Below are 16,122 nucleotides of genomic sequence, written 5' to 3'. Positions count from 1 at the left end.
GTCATGGGAACAAAAATTACTAGCCGTGCCGTCCTTAACGCAGGCTCACTGGGTCGCCTTCCCCTTAAAGAAGGTGCTGAATTTGGAATGGGCAACATGAAGCGCGAAACCGTCATGGGTGACGATGGCCCTTTGGGTTTCTCTGAACAATTCTCAGATGCGCCTTTCATCAAGTGCACCATCATTCACGCTCAAGACACCGATGAAAAAGCCATTGCTGATTTTGTAGGTGAAGACATCACCTTAGAAACGAACACAAGCCGCGCATACACCTTGAAAGGCGCATGGACAGTCGACCCACTTACCGTCGCGGTAAAAGATGGTCAGCTTGAAGTGGTCTTCAACGGTGACGAACTCATCCCGCAGTAAGGAGAAACACCATGATATCCATACTGATGAAACGAGAGGCTCTGAAGGATAAACCATTAACGGTTGAAACCTTTGAAGCTACCGACAGTGTCGACCTTCTCAACGATGTTGGCGCGATTAGCGAATCAGCATTAAGTCAATCTGTTCGCACTGCTTTTGCTGATAAGCCTTGGGAAGAAACACAGAACGTGTTTAAGCAAGACCAAAGCCGCTTGCGTACTTTGTCTGGTTCAAAAGAGAAAGACCCGTACAAACAAGAGCTCATTAACAAGTACCGCCCACTGGTTGAAAAATTACTGGTTACTCACAAAGGCGACTACGGCAACCTTGATGTGATGTGGTGCTTTTATATGTGGCACTTTGACCTTGGCAAGTTTGAAGAGATCCACGATGACTTTCGAGCGGCCATTGATGGCGGGTTAGAAACGCCGGCTAATTTCAAAGTGAACGGTCAAACGGGCTTCTGTGATTACGTGTTTAAGTACACGCACAAAGCGCATACTGAAAAGAAAGAATACAAGCGCGAATACCTGCTTAAAGCCGTGAATGATTTACTTGCGGGTGAGCTTGCTACCAACGCCCCACTCAAAGTGAAGATGTTCCGCCTAGTCGGTAATTGGTACTTCGACGCTGGCGAGAAAGAAAAGGCGCACAACCTGTTTGAGATAGTGATGAAGCTAGATCCAAACAAAGGCGGCGTGAAGAAGAAACTAGAAGCATTACAAAAGGAGCTTGGTTATGACAGCCCAAACTAAAAAAGTACAACTGGCCGTAGCGATTGAACGTGATGGCGCAGAGATAAAAGAGATTGAGCTGCGTAAGCCCAACTCCGGTAATTTACGCGGCCTTAGTTTGGTTGATGTCTGTGAAATGAAATTTGAAGCCGGTGAAGTCTTACTGCCACGCATTTCAAATCTAAATGAACGTGACGTCTTAAATATGCCTGTTGAGAACTGGGCGCCACTACTGACGACCATCGCCTCTTTTTTCGTCAATACGGAACTGTAATTGAGCACGTAGAAGACTATTACGCAGACATAGCCTCTGTATTTCATTGGCCACCAAGCGAAATAGACAAACTCAGCTACAACGACCTCTTGTTGTTTCGAGAGAAAGCCCGGCAAAGAACCGAAACTGAAGAGAGCGAATAAGCTCTCTTTTTTTATATCCGCAAAAGGCAAACGCTATGAAGATGAATTTATCGATTGTTATGGGGATGGTAGATAAAGTATCAGCCAAAGCCAAAAGCATGTCGAAAGAGACAAACCGCTACACGAAGGCCATCCAAAAATCACAAAAAGCTCAAGCTGATGATTCAGCAGCTATGGGAATGATTAACAGCTACAACAACATTAAAAAAATTAAGCAACAAAACAAACTCACCTTACAAGCTGAACAAGAGCAACTGGAAAAGCTGACTAAAAAATCCAAAGCGCTTCAAGCCCCAAGTGCCAAGTTAACCGCTCAAATTGCCAAGCAACAAGCGAAAGTCAGCAAATTAACCACAGAGCAAACTGGATACCAACAGAACCTATCAGAGCTGCGTAAGAACCTGACTAAAACAGGCGTAAAGGTCTATAAGCTCGATAGTGAATATGAGCGGTTGAGCCAAAGCTATAAGAAACATGGCAAAGAAATCACCGCTGTAGAAAAAAAGTATGCTAAGTGGCAGAAAAGGCTCAGCGGTGTTCAAAAGCTCGGTGGGGCAATCAAAATGCCTCAAATTGGCAAGGCCGCGCTTGGTAAAGGAGCGGCATTACTCGGTGGCTTCAGCCTTGCTGGGTTAGTCAGTGAAGTGAACAGCGCTGCAGGTGAAATGGATGCCCTAGCAAAAAAATCAGCAACACTGAAAATGTCTATCAGTGAGCTGCAAGCCATACGCAAACAAGCTTCACATACAGGTGTAGAAGAAGACACGATGTCATCGGCTATGACTCGATTCACTAAGCGGCTAGGTGTTTTACAAACTACAGGTAGCGGAGCGCTTGGCTCATACCTTAAGAAAAGTGGTAATTCTGCCTTCAAAGATCTAGAAGGTGCTGCTAATACTCAAGAAGCGTATGAGACATTACTGCAGTCATTCTCCAAACTAAAAACAGCTCAAGAACAAATGGCCTTTGCTGATGCTGCGTTTGGACAGGATGGCCGTCAAATGCTTCTCTTGCTAAGAGAAGGTACTGAAGGGTTAGCTAAATCACGCAAAGAGTTAGCCGAACTAGGAGGTGGAGCTAGCGCCGAAGATGCAGCAAAAGCCGAAGCCTATAATGATGCAATGCAGCGCATTCAAGAAAGCTATAAATCTATTAAGTTTGCAGCGCTTGCTCCAATCATGGAAAAAGTCACCAATGCCTTCGATAAATTCACAGAGAAATTCAAGAACGCTAAATTTCGTGATGAAACTATCGAGCAAATCACTCAAGCAGTGAAAGGCTTATACAATGGCTTGGAGTTCCTTGGGCGAATATTAGTCTTCACTGCTAAATACTTTAAAGAAATGATCGCGGTTCTTGCCATTGTCAAAGCTGCAATGATTGCCGTGAATGCAATTATTTTAGGTAATCCTATTGGGTTGTTGATAGCAGGCATCATGGCTGCTGTGGCTGCAATTCTTTATTTAGTCGACCACTTCTGGGGATTAGATAATGTGATGAAAGCAATCGGCAACGGCATTCGCTATTTATGGGGAGAGTTTAAGAAACTCATAAATAAACTGCCAGATTCACTTATTCCCGATGGTTGGAAAATCGATACCGAAGATGCGGAAAAATCGGTTGATAACCTCGCAAGCAAAATGAACAAGATTAAAGATAAAAAGGCAAAGCTGGGGGTGACCACAGAGCAAACCGATCGTAAGAGAACCGAGGTCACGACACATTCGTACCTGACAGGTGATTTTTCTCAGCCGGAGGTAGCCAATTCAGATCACCTGCTTAATCAATCCTTTGATAGCCTTGCCAAAAAAATGGACAAGATTAAAAATAAAAATGCAAAGTTGGGGATCACAACAGAACCAAACGACAGGAAGAGAACAGAGCATACGACACCTTCATACCAAGCGGGTGAATTACCTCTTCAGTCATACCAGCCGCTCAAACCTCAGTCCATTAACAACAAGTCAGAAGTGTCACTCACCATAAAGTCTCAAACACCAGTCGCTATAGATAAAGCTAAGAGTGATAAGGGTATAGATTTGAACTTAGACGTGGGGAATATGGCGACGAGCTTTTAAGAACAATGAACTTAAACCAAAGCACCCAACAAGGGTGCTTTTTTATAGCTGCAACATAGTCATGGATAACTACACTCGATAACTTTTGAGATACCGTTGCTTTGCTACCAAAAACACAAAACCGCTAAACAAGGCGGTTTTTCGAGTTCTGAGTTAAGGCGTACTCAACAATAAAAAGGTGTACCGAAAGTTAGAAGATCGCCTATGGTACGCCTAAAACAGCCCAACCCCTTTATTTGCCTGAGAAGTAGATCCCATCCAACATCGGTGCAACAGAAAGTCGGTTTGATTGATACATTAAAATTATTCCTTATAAAGCAACAACTTAGTCAATAACCCTTTGATCGACTGTTGCAAGGTTGAAACACTCAAATACCCCTTATTGTCCCCCAAGGGACATTTTAGGGGACAATTTGAGGGACATTAAAAACGAAATGCGGTGGATTATACACACACTGGCATTTCGTGACAAAACTCACACTAGAAACAGCCTCTTTCAATCCAAAAAGAGGCTTACAATGGCTACATCTACAATAGAAACAATCAAGAGAAAAACGGGAACAAAATATAAAGCTCGTATCCGACTCACTCGCAAAGGGAAAAAGCTGTATGAAGAGTCAAAGACGTTTGATAAACGCACTGACGCAAAAAAGTGGGCAGCAGAGACACTTGAGAACCTAGAGACAAACGGAATCCCTGATGGTAGCGCTAAGTCTAAACCCATTACGATAGGTGATCTCATAACGCTTTATATGAATGACCCCGTTATAGCACCAACCATTGGTCGTTCAAAACATGCAGTATTAAGTCGACTGCGAACATACCCGTTAGCACTGCTGTACTCTCATGAGATACAAGCTTATGACCTCATCAAACACTGCAAAATGAGACAAGCTGAAGACTCGTGTCCTCAGCCTCAAACCATTTATCATGATATTACCTATCTAAAAAGCGTCCTTGATGTAGCTAATGCCATGTTTGGCTATAAAGCCAATACGCAGGCTCACCATGAGGCTATACCATCGCTGATTCATTACGGGCTAATTGGTAGATCAAACCAAAGGGATCGACGTCCAACCCCTGAAGAGCTAAGGATTATGGAGGAGGGTTTACTTCAAAGGCAGCAACATCACGCTTCACACATACCTCTTGTTGATATCTTTCATGTATCTACTAATACATGTATGAGGGTCAGTGAAATTACAAAGTTACGCTGGGATGACTTCAATAGCTCCTCAGCAACTCTTATTGTACGAAATAGAAAGAACCCTCGTAACAAGATAGGGAACAACACCACAATCCCTTTAGACGAGAAAACTAAAGAAATAATCTTGCGACAACCACGAGTCAATGATCTAATTTTTCCGGTTGAATCGAGGTCAATCACCGCAGCTTGGCAAAGAGTCGCTAAAGCTAATGGTATTGATGACCTTAGGTATCACGACTTACGTGCAGAGGCTGCTTGTAGGCTATTTGAAAGAGGATTAGATGTAGTACAGATAAGCAAGATCACGGGACATAGAGACATTAATGTTCTTAACAATATCTACCTTCGGCTAGGGGTAGAAGCCATGCATAACCGATAACTCAGAGCAAGTTAAGCGAGGGCGAATGTGCCCCCGCTTTCTTGGCACTAAAACACCTTATCTCAACTTTGGTACACCAAATCACCTAATTTACTAAAATTATTCGAATTATTTGCTCTGGCAACTGACCCAATTATAAATTGAGTCACAGAAAAAGTCACATACATGAGCAGAGACGACATGGCAACAACAACAGTTGAAGTAGTAAAAAGAAAAGACGAGCTGAAGTACAAGGCTCGTATTAGAAAGTACCTCTTCGGGAAAAAATTAATTGAAGTTTGCAGAACATTTGATTCAAGACAGGGAGCAACACGATGGCTAGAAGAGGCGAAGCAAATTGAAAAAAAAGAAGGCTACAAGGGGTTAGTTTATCTAAAGCTCAACCAAAAAGTTACCGTAGGGGGCGCTTTAGATAAGCTAATGTCAAATAAAAACTTTTTAGATACAACAAGCAAACAAGTCATTTCAAACCTGAAGATGCTAAAGGGATTCTCTATTACCAAAATTGAGCTCGCCTACCTGATGCCGTGCCACCTGATTGAACACGTGAATGAAAGAAAAACAAAAAATCCAGCCATCTCACCTGCGACTATCAGCGTAGATCTTTCTAATTTGAAGTCAGCTCTCAAACAAGCAAAAACTATATTTACTTTAAGATTCGAAGTTGAGGTTTTTGAAGAGGCATGTTTTGTTCTACGCAAACAGAAAGCCATAGCCCAAAGCACACCTCGAGAACGTCTCTTAAGTGACGTCGAGATGGAACGGCTAACTGAATACGTGCAAGCCGAAAATACAACACTTCCTCTAGCGGACATCGTTGGACTAGCCAACGAAATTGGTCCGAGACTGGGAGAAATAACAAAAGTACCATGGGATGACTACAACAGAAAAGAAGGGACTCTAACCATACGAAATAGAAAGAGCCCGAACTGTCGAAAACCAACATCAGTAATACAACTAACAGAATCACAGGTTCATCTAATTGAAAGGCAGATGCCGAAAAAGGTGTCAGGTGATCAGCCTATATTCCCTTACCTTGGAGGCAGCATCACCGCAGCATTCCGTAAAGCTGTACAAAAAGCAGGAATTGAAGACTACCAATTTAGAGATTTAAAAGCCCACGCTGTGACTACCATGTTCAAGGCAGGGAAAACTCTTGAAGAGATTGGAAAAATCACAGGGAATCGGAGTACGAAAATTTTGTATGGGCACTATTTGCGGTTGATCGAACTTTCGACTAAGTAATAAGTTTCGTCGAGATCAAGTTAAGTCTAATGCACCCTAAGTGCCACCACTCAGTTCTAGTTCAGCGAATGGTGACTACTTTTTAAATGGTTAATTGAGCACTGCTAGCTAGCATCAATCAATATAACAAGGGTGTACACGATAACCTTTGACGAGTCGACCGTCATTTTTTGAGGGGATCTGGTCTTCAACGATATAACCCAGTTTTTCTAGCATTTGAATCGCATCAGCACGTTCATATTTGTCTTTCAGATCTTTCCATTTTGCCCACGCAATGTCTTGCGCGGTGAAGTGTGGGTATAAGTGTCTTAGTTTGGACTCCAGCTTCTTCGCAGAGTCGTAACTGATGATTTTAGAGTTTGATAACGCAATAATACGTTGTGCATGCAACTCTAGATAACTGCTCCAACTGATAGCCTGCAATAGGGCACGCTTGGATATGCGCAGCTTCGGCTTAAATGACGTCTCATGTAACTGCTCTGTAGCTTGATCGACAAGGTGGAATACTAGCGCTAACTTGGCACAGTGGGCAGGTCTTTTTCCATAGAACGATTGAAGCGATTCTGTCGCTGATAGTTGCCTTTCTACTGCTTGTTTATTCCAAGTATCCCAACGTTTTTGAGCTTCGGGACTAAAGGTGAATGTCACTGGTTCAAGCGGTGTATCGAATTGGCTAAATAACTCAAAAAATTTCATCACAGCTTTGACGAGGTCGCCATCAATTTTTGTATCTGTAGCTTTAATGTTGTGGATATCAGGCATGACACCCATCTGTAAAAATCGTTCGAGTAACCCGTCGTCTTTGACACCTTTGAGCTTCTCAATAACCTCTCTTCGGAGCATTTTGGGTTGGATACCGCCAACGACAGACATACATAATCGTTTCAGTACGATATTTTTTCTCGTCACTCGATTCTGTTTATATTCACTATTCGAGGCATCATGCGCAGTAAGGTAAAACGCTCTCTCTTCCTCTCGCCCATTTTTCCTTAATGAGTCGAACCACCCGCTCAATTCATCCCTCACACAGAGCACACCACTAGGGTTTGTCTCTAATAACTGACAAGCCGCCTCCATTGTAGTGTCATTACAAACCAATTCGCGCGCTATTGGTGGTTCAGGTTCAATCAAGGTCGACAAACGCTCTGCTAACTCCATGACTAGAGAGTCATCCTCTCGCTCAGTTGCTTCATCTAGCTCAGATATCAGGCGCTTATACTCTTTATCATGGCGTCTTTTATGCGCAACATAGATTATATTCTTGAGCTTATTATCTTCTTCAAGTGCGTTTTTCTGAAGCTCTTGCAAAAATCTGACGCCAGCATCGAGCGCTGGGCTTTTCATGTCTGAGGCATAGCCGACAATCATCGAGAAAAATATTGGATTAAGTGACCAACTATCATTTTGTTTCGGCTGCACCTCCACGTTGCCACCGAGGACAATACTCAAACTTGAAATTAAAGTAACAGCTAAAAAGTCAGGCGCGGTATTGTTAAGTGAGTACGCTGCACTATAGCAATAGGCTCTCAGCGCTTTGGGCAACATTTGCGGGTGAAGAGGCTTTACACTATTTAAGTCAAATCGCTCTTCATCTTCAGGGATTGGTTGAGGAGTTCCCCAAGAAAACTCAACTTTGTTTTGCACTTCTGGTGGGGTTAAAACATTATTCTTTTCTTTCATAAGAATCATTTTTCTTAAACATGAATCTTATTGAACGGCGATGCAAATTTTTTTCGCTGATTTTCAAAAAAGCCGCACTGGTATTGTGCGGTCTATGAATGAACTAAATCAAAGCTAACAGTAGGTCTATCCACATCACCCACATTTTCCACATTGATGGTATTAAGTGCAATTCTGCATTCGCAGAGCCTCGCTTCTTGATCTGCAAACTGCGTTTGCAGCATCAAAAAACGAGGTTGAGTTCTGCTGCTTTGCCCCACCACACACCAACATATCAAACACCAAGCTCGCAACCCCCTTAGAAACCAACTATTCATACAACGCCTTCATCGCTTTTGCTTCACCGCCTAACAAATGCTTAATCTTACTGTTGAAGTGCTCGATGATGGTTTCTACTTTCTGGGCGATATTGTGTGGGTGCAGACGAACCCACTTCGCCATCTTGGTAGCGGCTTTCTTGCTATCGACTTCTTGGTCTGACGCAGGGTTATCATGTGCTAGTTGATAGGCAACTCGATAACTGGTGTAGCAGTTGGATTGCGGTCAGTTTCTGGGTAGTGCTTGACTAGTTTATCCCTCTACTCAGTTTGTGACTGCTTAGCAAAGGCGATGACATATTCAGTATAAAGTGCCAACTCTTTGTTGTACTTATTTGACTCTCCCATTAGCCAACCTTAGACTGCACTTGGTCAAGGATGTCGTTTTGAAACACTTGTTCTTGTGTGATGCTAATTGTCATCATAATGCCCTTGTAGCTGTCTAATACTGAGACTGCTTGCTTGGCTGTTTACCTTATATACTAAACGATCTTTCTGATTGATTCTCATAGATAAGAATTCTGATAGATCACCTGTTAAGCTTTCAATTTGCCCTACGTTAGCGTGTGGGTTGACCCTTATGATCGTGAGTTTATCTCTTAAGCTATTTATTAAAGAGGTATCGTTACGTTGATAAATATCTATTAGATCTGCTTTGGCTCTATCACTAAGCTCTAAGGTAAAACGAAAACGGTCATAGTTCTCACTGCACCAATGCTCAACATTCTCAATGGAGTCGAAGGTTTGATCAATATCCCCCCAAAACTCAGTGTGGCAGCGTGGGTGGTCACCATTACTAATATGCCTAATATTTATTGACTCGGTATGAACTTCACAGGTATCAGTAATAGATTGTTTGTCCATTGATAATTGATGATGATTCCATCTTACATTGGTATTGAAACTGATCGCTAAAGTATCAAAAATGTAGGCGCAGGCTAACCCTGTATTATTAAGAACACCCTCAAAATAAAACTCACTATTTTGAGTGACCTCTTGCTGTTGTTTTATTTCACCTGAAGCGATAAGTGGGGTTTGGTAAACATTGGTGTTATTTGCAAGTTCACTTTTTACTCTACGAGAAAAGTCTCTGCTCTCTTTCGATAATTTACCTAAGAAGGTACTAAAGTTATCTTGCCCTACGAAAGCGTCCATCGCTTTAAATTCTTGATTAACTCTTACTTTCTCAATCCCATTTTGCTTTAACTCTTTGACTACCTGAAAGTAAGTCGTCAACTGTTGCTGGAAATCATGCTCGCACAGAGGCAAAGATGACTCATTTAATGTCACAAAATTAGTCATATTCAATCCCGAGAAGCCTGTCTAACTGGATATCCCATTCATCAAAAAAACCTTCAGGCCATTTGTCTACACTACCGTCATCGTTAATTTTAATTGGAGTAGCTTGTGCTGAAGATTCTCCTTCAGAACGTTCAAAAAAGTATACGCTAGAGTCATCACTTGATAATTCGCCCTCTTTAATCGCAACACGAACTGCATTTAAGATATGATCACTATGAGTCTCGACAACTAATTGAACTTCACTGTTTGCTACAAATGATAGAAAAGCTCCTAGCTGTGCTTGCGCTTTCGGGTGTAGTTGCACTTCTGGGTTTTCAATAAGTACAAGATCACCTTTCTTACTCATTAAGCATATTATGATAACCTTAGCGATATAACTCATCCCTGCGCCAAGGTTAAATGGGGACACATTGCTATCAATATCTTTTACGTTAAAATAAACCCTAACTTGGTCACCAGATTTTTCTGTGATTAATTCCGTCTCAGAACCAGTAATAAAGCTCAACCACTTACCTACTTGATAGGACATTGTTTGAGAGCCATCAAACTTGAGCAAAGATTCAGATAAGATATTCCCTTTCACTTTTTCGAAGGTTGAGAATAGATATTCACCTAAATTTCCTACTTTACGCTCAGACACTTGCACTAAATCTTGAGCACCTATTCGGTTAGCATTTAAGTACAGAAGTTCTTTATCTGTTTCATTTTCTTCTAATTCGTACAGGTAAGGTAGCTGTGAAGACTTTTCAACCCCGTCTGATGTTAACTTTATAGAGTGGTGAGTGTTATCACTGTCGACTGCAGCGAGTTCAATTGACTTAGCGTTATTTTTTTTATTACGTATTGTTGTAAAGTCACTTAAATATCGAACGAGGTCTTCCATGCTATAGCGATTACTCACTTGGCTATTTTTAATGAGCAGCATTAAAGCTTGAATTACCGTTGACTTACCGGAAGAGTTAGCCCCGGTAAGCAATGTTAAAGGGGCGAGTTCTAGAGTAACGGTGTCAATACCTTTTAAATTTTTAATCTCTAGATGTCTAAGCATTGTTTATTCCTTGTGCGATTTCATAAGCAGTTTCAAATCTCAATTTAATATAGTCAACGGTGTCCATTGAACCTGATAAGTAGTCTTCACTATCAATATCCGCTTTATATTGTTCGACAATTTCTTGAGCAGAATCGTATTCAATAAGATTGGTATCAACATAACAAAACGAAAAAGTCAGCATCTCAAATAACCCCATATTCACTGGACGCCGATTGCCGCCAGCATATTTTGGAGCAAAACGGTAAGCATCAGTACCCAAGACTTCATAGACTCTTGCCATTCCTGTAATACACCAAGATTCTACTTCTTCGATTAAGCTATCAGAAGCGGTTGTATTGATAAAAGTCATTACCGAGGCAAGAAAAGTATCAATGTCAGAGCGATATACAATATTCTTGGGTAATTTACCCAGAGTTAGAAGATAGAATGCTATAAACCTCAATACCAAGTACCTATCTCGCATTCGCTCTGAGTTAACCCCATGACCAGTAGCGTTTGCAAACTCGGTTGACTCCGCAATACGCTCCATCAGCTTTGTGGCTTTTCCTTGGTATAGTGCATGGCGCATCTCTTGTTTATTAAGATTCATTCCTCCACGGTTAACACGCTCAAAAATATTAAACTTAACGTATTCCGGTGTCGGAGGTTGAATGATATAAACGTTTAATTGATAGTCTTCTAGCTTTGATTGTAATAAAGGTGGAATGTCATCAAAATGATGATTATTAAGACTTGGTAGCATTTGTAGGTGCTTTAGCGCAAATTCATTATTGATAAAATGTTTTAACGCTGTAGTACGCTGCTTACCGTCAATGATCTGGCGGATACCTAGCTCGTTTTCAAATAGGTAGATCACGGGGATGGGGATACCCATTAGAATCGATTCAACTAACTCAGATTGGCGCTGCACATTCCATACACTATTGCGCTGAAAATCAGGAGATAGAACTAGCGAGCCTCGCTCGGCACGGCGTAAAAACTCAAACACGCTGTAACTATCTTTAGCGATTCGAACCTCTGTATCTGTTCCCATTGGGTGTGGGTGACGATTTAACTCCAGTTCTTCTTGATTTTCTATCTCAATAATGTCGTTGGGATTAGTCATGTCTTTGCCTAACTACTTATATTTTTTAATCCATTCATCGCTTAAGGCAAGCATAGCATTATGCTTCCCAATCACGAACATCAATCTTGCCTGTTACTGATTGTTGTTAGCCGTATCTTGAGACATAGGAAATCAGCACTTATGAGAATAAAATTGTGCTGATTATATCTGAAAAATCAAATATTGATGTGATCTAATCGGGGGAGAGGTAACGAACGTTATTCTCCCTCATATCAATCCAAAGTATTTCAGTAACTAAGGCAGCGACCCTATTAGCACTGCCATCGCTATAGCCAGAGTTTAAGTCCCCTTCGACTTTGATACCTAAACCTTCTAACAGAGGGGGGACCATCATGATAAATGACGCATATTCAAATAATAAGTCGTTTTCTTTGTATCGCTGTCGTAGATTCTTTTCAGCTCTTTCAACAATTGCTTGGCGGTAGCAATAAGGAAAATGTATGAGTTTTGTCATCATTTTTCTTAACTGTAGAAATTTAAAAAAGACGACACAAACTTTTTTTCAGCTCGCTTTCGCTGTTGCCACTTCTCTTGTTATCGACTTGATCTAACAGTTTTTTCAACATTATCGACAACTCTTTATCTTCCACAGAGGCATCTAGGGTGTCGACCACGTTAAGTTCTTTTTTCATACGGTTGTATTGTCGATTCATTTGCCTAGAGTCTTCTGACTTGAATGCTTCTAACCACTTATTTGCCTGACTCATCAGCTTAATTAATCGCTGTGTTGTTTCGTTCTCTTTGTTATCAATTTCTTGATTACGACGAGCGGCTTTAACTTTCCATTGTGGAGCGCGTCTCCTTGCTTGACCAAGGTAATCTTTCTGTAGTGAGTAGCTTCGATGATCGATGTTCATCACTTCGAGTATCGCAGTATTGAAAGCTTGTTTTACAAGTCTCGTTGTAGACTTTCTTTGTAGATCTCGCAGATAAACTAAGTCATTAGTGAACTTACCCAAAAGCAGGTGCAAATGGTCGCCAGCACCTCGCACCTCTTGAGATTGGTTCTGTTGATGTACTACCGCTCTCGTAATCTGAGCTAAGTCCTTGCCAGTGACGTCAAGAGAGCAGGCAAGATTGCGCATAATGATGTTGAGTATCTTACGCCATTCTTGGCTGTTGGGGCGAATGCCTTTGGGGAGAGTACAAACCAATTCAATCGCAGCCTTAGGTGGGCGACCGCCTTTGCGTTTGTGCGCTTGACGAAGAGAGTATTTGTCACAATTTCTTATCATGTTCAGCGATGTGTCCTCGCTGCCAAATAGATTCAAAATTGCTTCTGTATTGCAGTGGTTTTTGTGCTTTACGTCGTTCAGATACTTCTCTCTAGCAAGCACACACTTTGCTGATTCTGTTATAACTGTCCAGTTTTTTAGCATCTCTTTATTGTAATGATACAAATAAAGCCAATGGTTTCAAAACTTTACTCTCAATATGCGGCAGTCAAGATAGGCAAACCTAGCAACAAGTTGCTTCGTCCTGTTTGCCATCTTGCGGGGAGACCCTGCGACCCCTGCTCTACCATTTAAAATGGTAGTTCAATTTGCTTACCCATCAACACTTGAGCTGCATCTTGCACTATTGACTCAGCCAACTCTTGAGACTCTTTTTTCAGCCGAGAGAAGTCGTCAATATCTCTCAATGGCTTTATAGTCGGTGCAGCTAGAATCATCGCAGGGAAGTCTCTATTAAAAACCCTTTCTAGAAACTGAAATTCTTTACTTTTTTGTCGTATATCTTGCTGATCTAGGTAGCCTTTCTCTATGCATTGCTCGATGACAGCTTCCCATGTCATGACTTTAAAGTTTTCAAATTTATGAAATTCACACGCAACGAGAAGTCGTTTCGTAAATACAAAATGGTTGTCGCTCATAGTTTTATTTAAGCGTACATTTTTTTCCTAAGTGCACAAAAATTTTATTTGCAACTGCACTTCACGTTGTCGTCACTACTGACTGAGAGGTGATGTGGGTGATGTGGGTGATGTGGGTGAGGCTACTCTAATATAAAAAGATTAAAAGAGAATTGTCCCCCAAAAAGATCCTACTGTATGATGAAGTCGGCTGTTTCAAATTTGAGAGTTTTTTATCCCTCAAATGTCCCCCAGAGTGTCGGCTCAATCTTAAAGCTATGATTTATAATGCTATATTCAGCAGTTGCACATATCCAACATGGGTGCAACGGATAAGCGGTTAGCCGCGTATTTACTGGTATTGTCAGGTTTCATAAAGCGTTACTCAAAATCTATACACTGCATATATATACAGAAACTCGCTAGTTCAGCCGCAAGCTCCCCCACTCAGTACGCTTATAGTACGTATTGATGGAGTGGAACGAAGGCATCTAGCATTAAAAAGAACACTTCAAAGCGGTGAATCACGCTTCACAGTGGACATTGTAGTCAAAAATAATTCGGCGATTATACACAGGGAATCGAAAACATTCAGGAACAAAGACCAACTTATTTTTCCCTACAACTCACGAAGTGTTAGTGCAGGCTTTCAGCGAGTGAGAAACGAATTGGGTATTGAGGATTTGAGGTATCACGACCTACGAAGAGAGGGAGCAAGTCAGTTGTTTGGAAAGGGCTACTCTATTGAAGAAGTAGCTCAAGTGACTGGGCATAGATATCTAAATATTTTGTGGCAAGTTTATACTCAATCATTCCCAGCAAACCTTCATAAGAAATCATTAAACGACTGATAAATAAAAAGTAATAACCCCACACAAATGGGTGGCAAGATTATCAATAAAAACAAGACCTTGAAAGTAACTCTAGGCAACCCAATATTGTCAAAAAGTTAATATGCACACCAAGAGGCCACTATGGGAAAAGGACTTAGCGAAGCTCTGAAAGAAATTCCAGAGGATTACGAACATGAATATAACGCTTACTATCTCGCTAAGGATTTTTATTCTCCGGGTTTTTTATCAACACTAACAGCGTACCTCAAAGACAAGAGAACTCCTGAGCGTAATTTTGACTGTGATCCAAAAATAGCTGGATACCTCAGAACTTTAGGTTTGAACCATATCCTTTGGAATTGTCCGGAACCGGTAAGAATAAAGAATGGAGTAACTTACACTCCTATAACCCAGCTATGTTCAGCAGAAGCAACTGACGATGTAACTACATCTATAAACAGCTGCTTACGTCATTTCACTGACAACGTTGAAGGTCCTTCTCCCGACGGGTTAGTTCAGCTGTATCATGTTGTAGGCGAGTTGCATGACAATGTATGGTCACATGGCCAATCAACGGGCTTTTCTATGGCGCAAAAAAACGCAGTTCCTGGGACTAACAAGACGGACTTTCACTTAGAGTTTGCGATCGCGGATAAAGGCTTAGGTTTCTTAGAAGAAATGAGACGTTCAGGCAAAGCTCAGTTACACGGCATCACATGTGATCAAGAAGCGTTGCTTTGGTGTATAGAAGAAGGGAACTCAACAAAGCATGCAGATGACAGCGACCCATGGGCTCAACAATTACCACCAGAACACATAGGTAACTCTCCTTACGGTGGTGGTATTGGTTCAGATTATACAGTAAACCACCACCAAGGCTTGGGCTTAGCTCATTTGGTTCGATTAATTGAACAATTCCAAGGAACGCTGACAATCGCTTCTGGAAGATGCCTCTTAAATATCAATGAAGATGGTGAAAGAGTACAAGAAACGCTTCCAACTTATTGGAAAGGCGTTGCAATAAGCTGTAAATTTAAGCTATCTTTACTTTGTGAAGAGATAAACGATACAGTCGATGAACAACTCTTAGCGTTGATGGAACAACTCAGGGGGGGATGATAATGAAAACTAAAATAGCAATAAATAAAAGTGATTTAGCTTCAAGAAGAACAGCCTCGGTAGAACGTAAGGCTCTTGAAGAAGCAATACTGTTTGGCGATGCAGTTGAAGTAGATCTAGAGTCCGTCAACTCCATATCTGAATCATATTCCGATGAGCTTTTCGGCGTATTAGTGGCCAAGCATGGTCTTGATGCCTTCGTAAAACAAGTGACTATTCTGAACGCTAAAGAAAGCATCCTGAGAAGCATAGCTAAAGTTATTCAACGTAGAGAAATTGAGCGAAAAAAGCCCTTTGAGACTGCAGAGAATGTCGCTATGGCTTAAATATACATTACCAACAAAAAAGCCCCTTTTCAGGTAATGCCGTTCACTTAAGAGTGAACGGCATTTTTGTTCTTAGCATACCGTTGT

The 16,122-nt window shown here is 41.4% G+C and carries 17 protein-coding genes and 1 pseudogene; 10 read left to right on the top strand and 8 right to left on the bottom strand.

Annotated elements, in window-relative coordinates:
• Positions 1 to 3: 3 nt before the first annotated feature.
• The 7 genes from AB6E08_RS12075 to AB6E08_RS12045 all read left to right on the top strand — a co-directional run bounded on the left by AB6E08_RS12075 (position 4) and on the right by AB6E08_RS12045 (position 6,429).
• Positions 4 to 369, top strand: coding sequence for a phage tail tube protein (locus tag AB6E08_RS12075; RefSeq protein ID WP_065679511.1), 366 nt, complete (start codon positions 4 to 6; stop codon positions 367 to 369).
• 11 nt (positions 370 to 380) lie between these two features.
• On the top strand, positions 381 to 1,124 hold the full coding sequence (gene gpM, locus AB6E08_RS12070; RefSeq protein ID WP_372065559.1) for a phage terminase small subunit: 744 nt from the start codon (positions 381 to 383) through the stop codon (positions 1,122 to 1,124).
• Positions 1,108 to 1,377: a phage tail assembly protein gene (locus tag AB6E08_RS12065; protein WP_102561764.1), complete on the top strand. Its 270-nt coding sequence runs from the start codon at positions 1,108 to 1,110 to the stop codon at positions 1,375 to 1,377. Before gpM ends, AB6E08_RS12065 begins: the two co-directional genes overlap by 17 nt.
• Entirely contained in the window at positions 1,323 to 1,520 is a 198-nt protein-coding gene (locus tag AB6E08_RS12060) for a GpE family phage tail protein (protein ID WP_306345587.1), read from the top strand. The genes AB6E08_RS12065 and AB6E08_RS12060 overlap by 55 nt, the downstream gene beginning before the upstream one ends.
• Positions 1,521 to 1,555: 35 nt before the next feature.
• The gene (locus AB6E08_RS12055; protein ID WP_372065562.1) at positions 1,556 to 3,598 is read left to right on the top strand and encodes a hypothetical protein; all 2,043 of its coding nucleotides are present in this window, start codon (positions 1,556 to 1,558) and stop codon (positions 3,596 to 3,598) included.
• A 518-nt stretch (positions 3,599 to 4,116) separates the two neighbouring features.
• Entirely contained in the window at positions 4,117 to 5,184 is a 1,068-nt protein-coding gene (locus AB6E08_RS12050; protein ID WP_372065565.1) for a tyrosine-type recombinase/integrase, read from the top strand.
• A gap of 180 nt (positions 5,185 to 5,364) precedes the next feature.
• Positions 5,365 to 6,429 (top strand): tyrosine-type recombinase/integrase, encoded by a 1,065-nt coding sequence (locus AB6E08_RS12045; RefSeq protein WP_372065568.1) that lies wholly within the window; start codon positions 5,365 to 5,367, stop codon positions 6,427 to 6,429.
• Positions 6,430 to 6,543: 114 nt separating this feature from the next.
• Here the strand turns inward: AB6E08_RS12045 and AB6E08_RS12040 are convergent, their stop codons facing one another.
• From AB6E08_RS12040 to AB6E08_RS12005, 8 genes and pseudogenes are all read right to left on the bottom strand, one after another.
• Positions 6,544 to 8,109, bottom strand: coding sequence for a DUF3987 domain-containing protein (locus AB6E08_RS12040; protein ID WP_372065571.1), 1,566 nt, complete (start codon positions 8,107 to 8,109; stop codon positions 6,544 to 6,546).
• Between the two features lie 327 nt (positions 8,110 to 8,436).
• Positions 8,437 to 8,637 (bottom strand): annotated as a pseudogene (locus AB6E08_RS12035) (hypothetical protein); the annotation flags it as partial.
• 200 nt (positions 8,638 to 8,837) lie between these two features.
• Entirely contained in the window at positions 8,838 to 9,728 is an 891-nt protein-coding gene (locus AB6E08_RS12030) for a type II toxin-antitoxin system YoeB family toxin (RefSeq protein ID WP_372065574.1), read from the bottom strand.
• Positions 9,721 to 10,776, bottom strand: a complete 1,056-nt coding sequence (locus AB6E08_RS12025) for a DUF3696 domain-containing protein (protein ID WP_372065577.1) — start codon at positions 10,774 to 10,776, stop codon at positions 9,721 to 9,723. Before AB6E08_RS12025 ends, AB6E08_RS12030 begins: the two co-directional genes overlap by 8 nt.
• The gene (locus AB6E08_RS12020) at positions 10,769 to 11,884 is read right to left on the bottom strand and encodes a DUF262 domain-containing protein (RefSeq protein WP_372065580.1); all 1,116 of its coding nucleotides are present in this window, start codon (positions 11,882 to 11,884) and stop codon (positions 10,769 to 10,771) included. The genes AB6E08_RS12025 and AB6E08_RS12020 overlap by 8 nt, the downstream gene beginning before the upstream one ends.
• A gap of 193 nt (positions 11,885 to 12,077) precedes the next feature.
• Positions 12,078 to 12,362 carry a hypothetical protein gene (locus AB6E08_RS12015; RefSeq protein WP_372065582.1) on the bottom strand — a complete coding sequence of 95 codons (285 nt, stop codon included), beginning with the start codon at positions 12,360 to 12,362 and terminating at the stop codon, positions 12,078 to 12,080.
• A gap of 19 nt (positions 12,363 to 12,381) precedes the next feature.
• Positions 12,382 to 13,140: a hypothetical protein gene (locus tag AB6E08_RS12010; RefSeq protein ID WP_372065585.1), complete on the bottom strand. Its 759-nt coding sequence runs from the start codon at positions 13,138 to 13,140 to the stop codon at positions 12,382 to 12,384.
• Positions 13,141 to 13,430: 290 nt separating this feature from the next.
• Positions 13,431 to 13,778: a hypothetical protein gene (locus AB6E08_RS12005; protein WP_032549883.1), complete on the bottom strand. Its 348-nt coding sequence runs from the start codon at positions 13,776 to 13,778 to the stop codon at positions 13,431 to 13,433.
• A gap of 515 nt (positions 13,779 to 14,293) precedes the next feature.
• Here AB6E08_RS12005 and AB6E08_RS12000 point away from each other — a divergent pair.
• The 3 genes from AB6E08_RS12000 to AB6E08_RS11990 all read left to right on the top strand — a co-directional run bounded on the left by AB6E08_RS12000 (position 14,294) and on the right by AB6E08_RS11990 (position 16,035).
• A complete protein-coding gene (locus AB6E08_RS12000; RefSeq protein WP_009847902.1) occupies positions 14,294 to 14,608 on the top strand; it encodes a tyrosine-type recombinase/integrase in 315 nt (104 codons plus the stop codon).
• Positions 14,609 to 14,731: 123 nt separating this feature from the next.
• Positions 14,732 to 15,709, top strand: coding sequence for a hypothetical protein (locus AB6E08_RS11995; protein ID WP_009847901.1), 978 nt, complete (start codon positions 14,732 to 14,734; stop codon positions 15,707 to 15,709).
• 2 nt (positions 15,710 to 15,711) lie between these two features.
• A complete protein-coding gene (locus AB6E08_RS11990) occupies positions 15,712 to 16,035 on the top strand; it encodes an STAS-like domain-containing protein (protein ID WP_232281817.1) in 324 nt (107 codons plus the stop codon).
• The last annotated feature ends 87 nt before the right edge of the window (positions 16,036 to 16,122 follow it).

The sequence above is a fragment of the Vibrio sp. 10N.247.310.24 genome (assembly GCF_041467175.1).
GTDB classification, from domain to species: Bacteria; Pseudomonadota; Gammaproteobacteria; order Enterobacterales; family Vibrionaceae; genus Vibrio; species Vibrio tasmaniensis_A.
Note: the sequence above shows the minus strand (reverse complement) of the source record. Positions and strands in the feature narration are given on the sequence as shown.

What these genes read in the sequence shown, in the direction of transcription:
- AB6E08_RS12015 (WP_372065582.1), bottom strand. Translation starts at nt 12,362, where the DNA reads ATGATGACAAAACTCATACATTTTCCTTATTGCTACCGCCAAGCAATT.
- AB6E08_RS12030 (WP_372065574.1), bottom strand. Translation starts at nt 9,728, where the DNA reads ATGACTAATTTTGTGACATTAAATGAGTCATCTTTGCCTCTGTGCGAG.
- AB6E08_RS11990 (WP_232281817.1), top strand. Translation starts at nt 15,712, where the DNA reads ATGAAAACTAAAATAGCAATAAATAAAAGTGATTTAGCTTCAAGAAGA.
- AB6E08_RS12010 (WP_372065585.1), bottom strand. Translation starts at nt 13,140, where the DNA reads ATGATAAGAAATTGTGACAAATACTCTCTTCGTCAAGCGCACAAACGC.
- AB6E08_RS12075 (WP_065679511.1), top strand. Translation starts at nt 4, where the DNA reads ATGGGAACAAAAATTACTAGCCGTGCCGTCCTTAACGCAGGCTCACTG.
- AB6E08_RS12040 (WP_372065571.1), bottom strand. Translation starts at nt 8,109, where the DNA reads ATGAAAGAAAAGAATAATGTTTTAACCCCACCAGAAGTGCAAAACAAA.
- AB6E08_RS12050 (WP_372065565.1), top strand. Translation starts at nt 4,117, where the DNA reads ATGGCTACATCTACAATAGAAACAATCAAGAGAAAAACGGGAACAAAA.
- AB6E08_RS12065 (WP_102561764.1), top strand. Translation starts at nt 1,108, where the DNA reads ATGACAGCCCAAACTAAAAAAGTACAACTGGCCGTAGCGATTGAACGT.
- AB6E08_RS12020 (WP_372065580.1), bottom strand. Translation starts at nt 11,884, where the DNA reads ATGACTAATCCCAACGACATTATTGAGATAGAAAATCAAGAAGAACTG.
- AB6E08_RS12025 (WP_372065577.1), bottom strand. Translation starts at nt 10,776, where the DNA reads ATGCTTAGACATCTAGAGATTAAAAATTTAAAAGGTATTGACACCGTT.
- AB6E08_RS12055 (WP_372065562.1), top strand. Translation starts at nt 1,556, where the DNA reads ATGAAGATGAATTTATCGATTGTTATGGGGATGGTAGATAAAGTATCA.
- AB6E08_RS11995 (WP_009847901.1), top strand. Translation starts at nt 14,732, where the DNA reads ATGGGAAAAGGACTTAGCGAAGCTCTGAAAGAAATTCCAGAGGATTAC.
- gpM (WP_372065559.1), top strand. Translation starts at nt 381, where the DNA reads ATGATATCCATACTGATGAAACGAGAGGCTCTGAAGGATAAACCATTA.
- AB6E08_RS12005 (WP_032549883.1), bottom strand. Translation starts at nt 13,778, where the DNA reads ATGAGCGACAACCATTTTGTATTTACGAAACGACTTCTCGTTGCGTGT.
- AB6E08_RS12045 (WP_372065568.1), top strand. Translation starts at nt 5,365, where the DNA reads ATGGCAACAACAACAGTTGAAGTAGTAAAAAGAAAAGACGAGCTGAAG.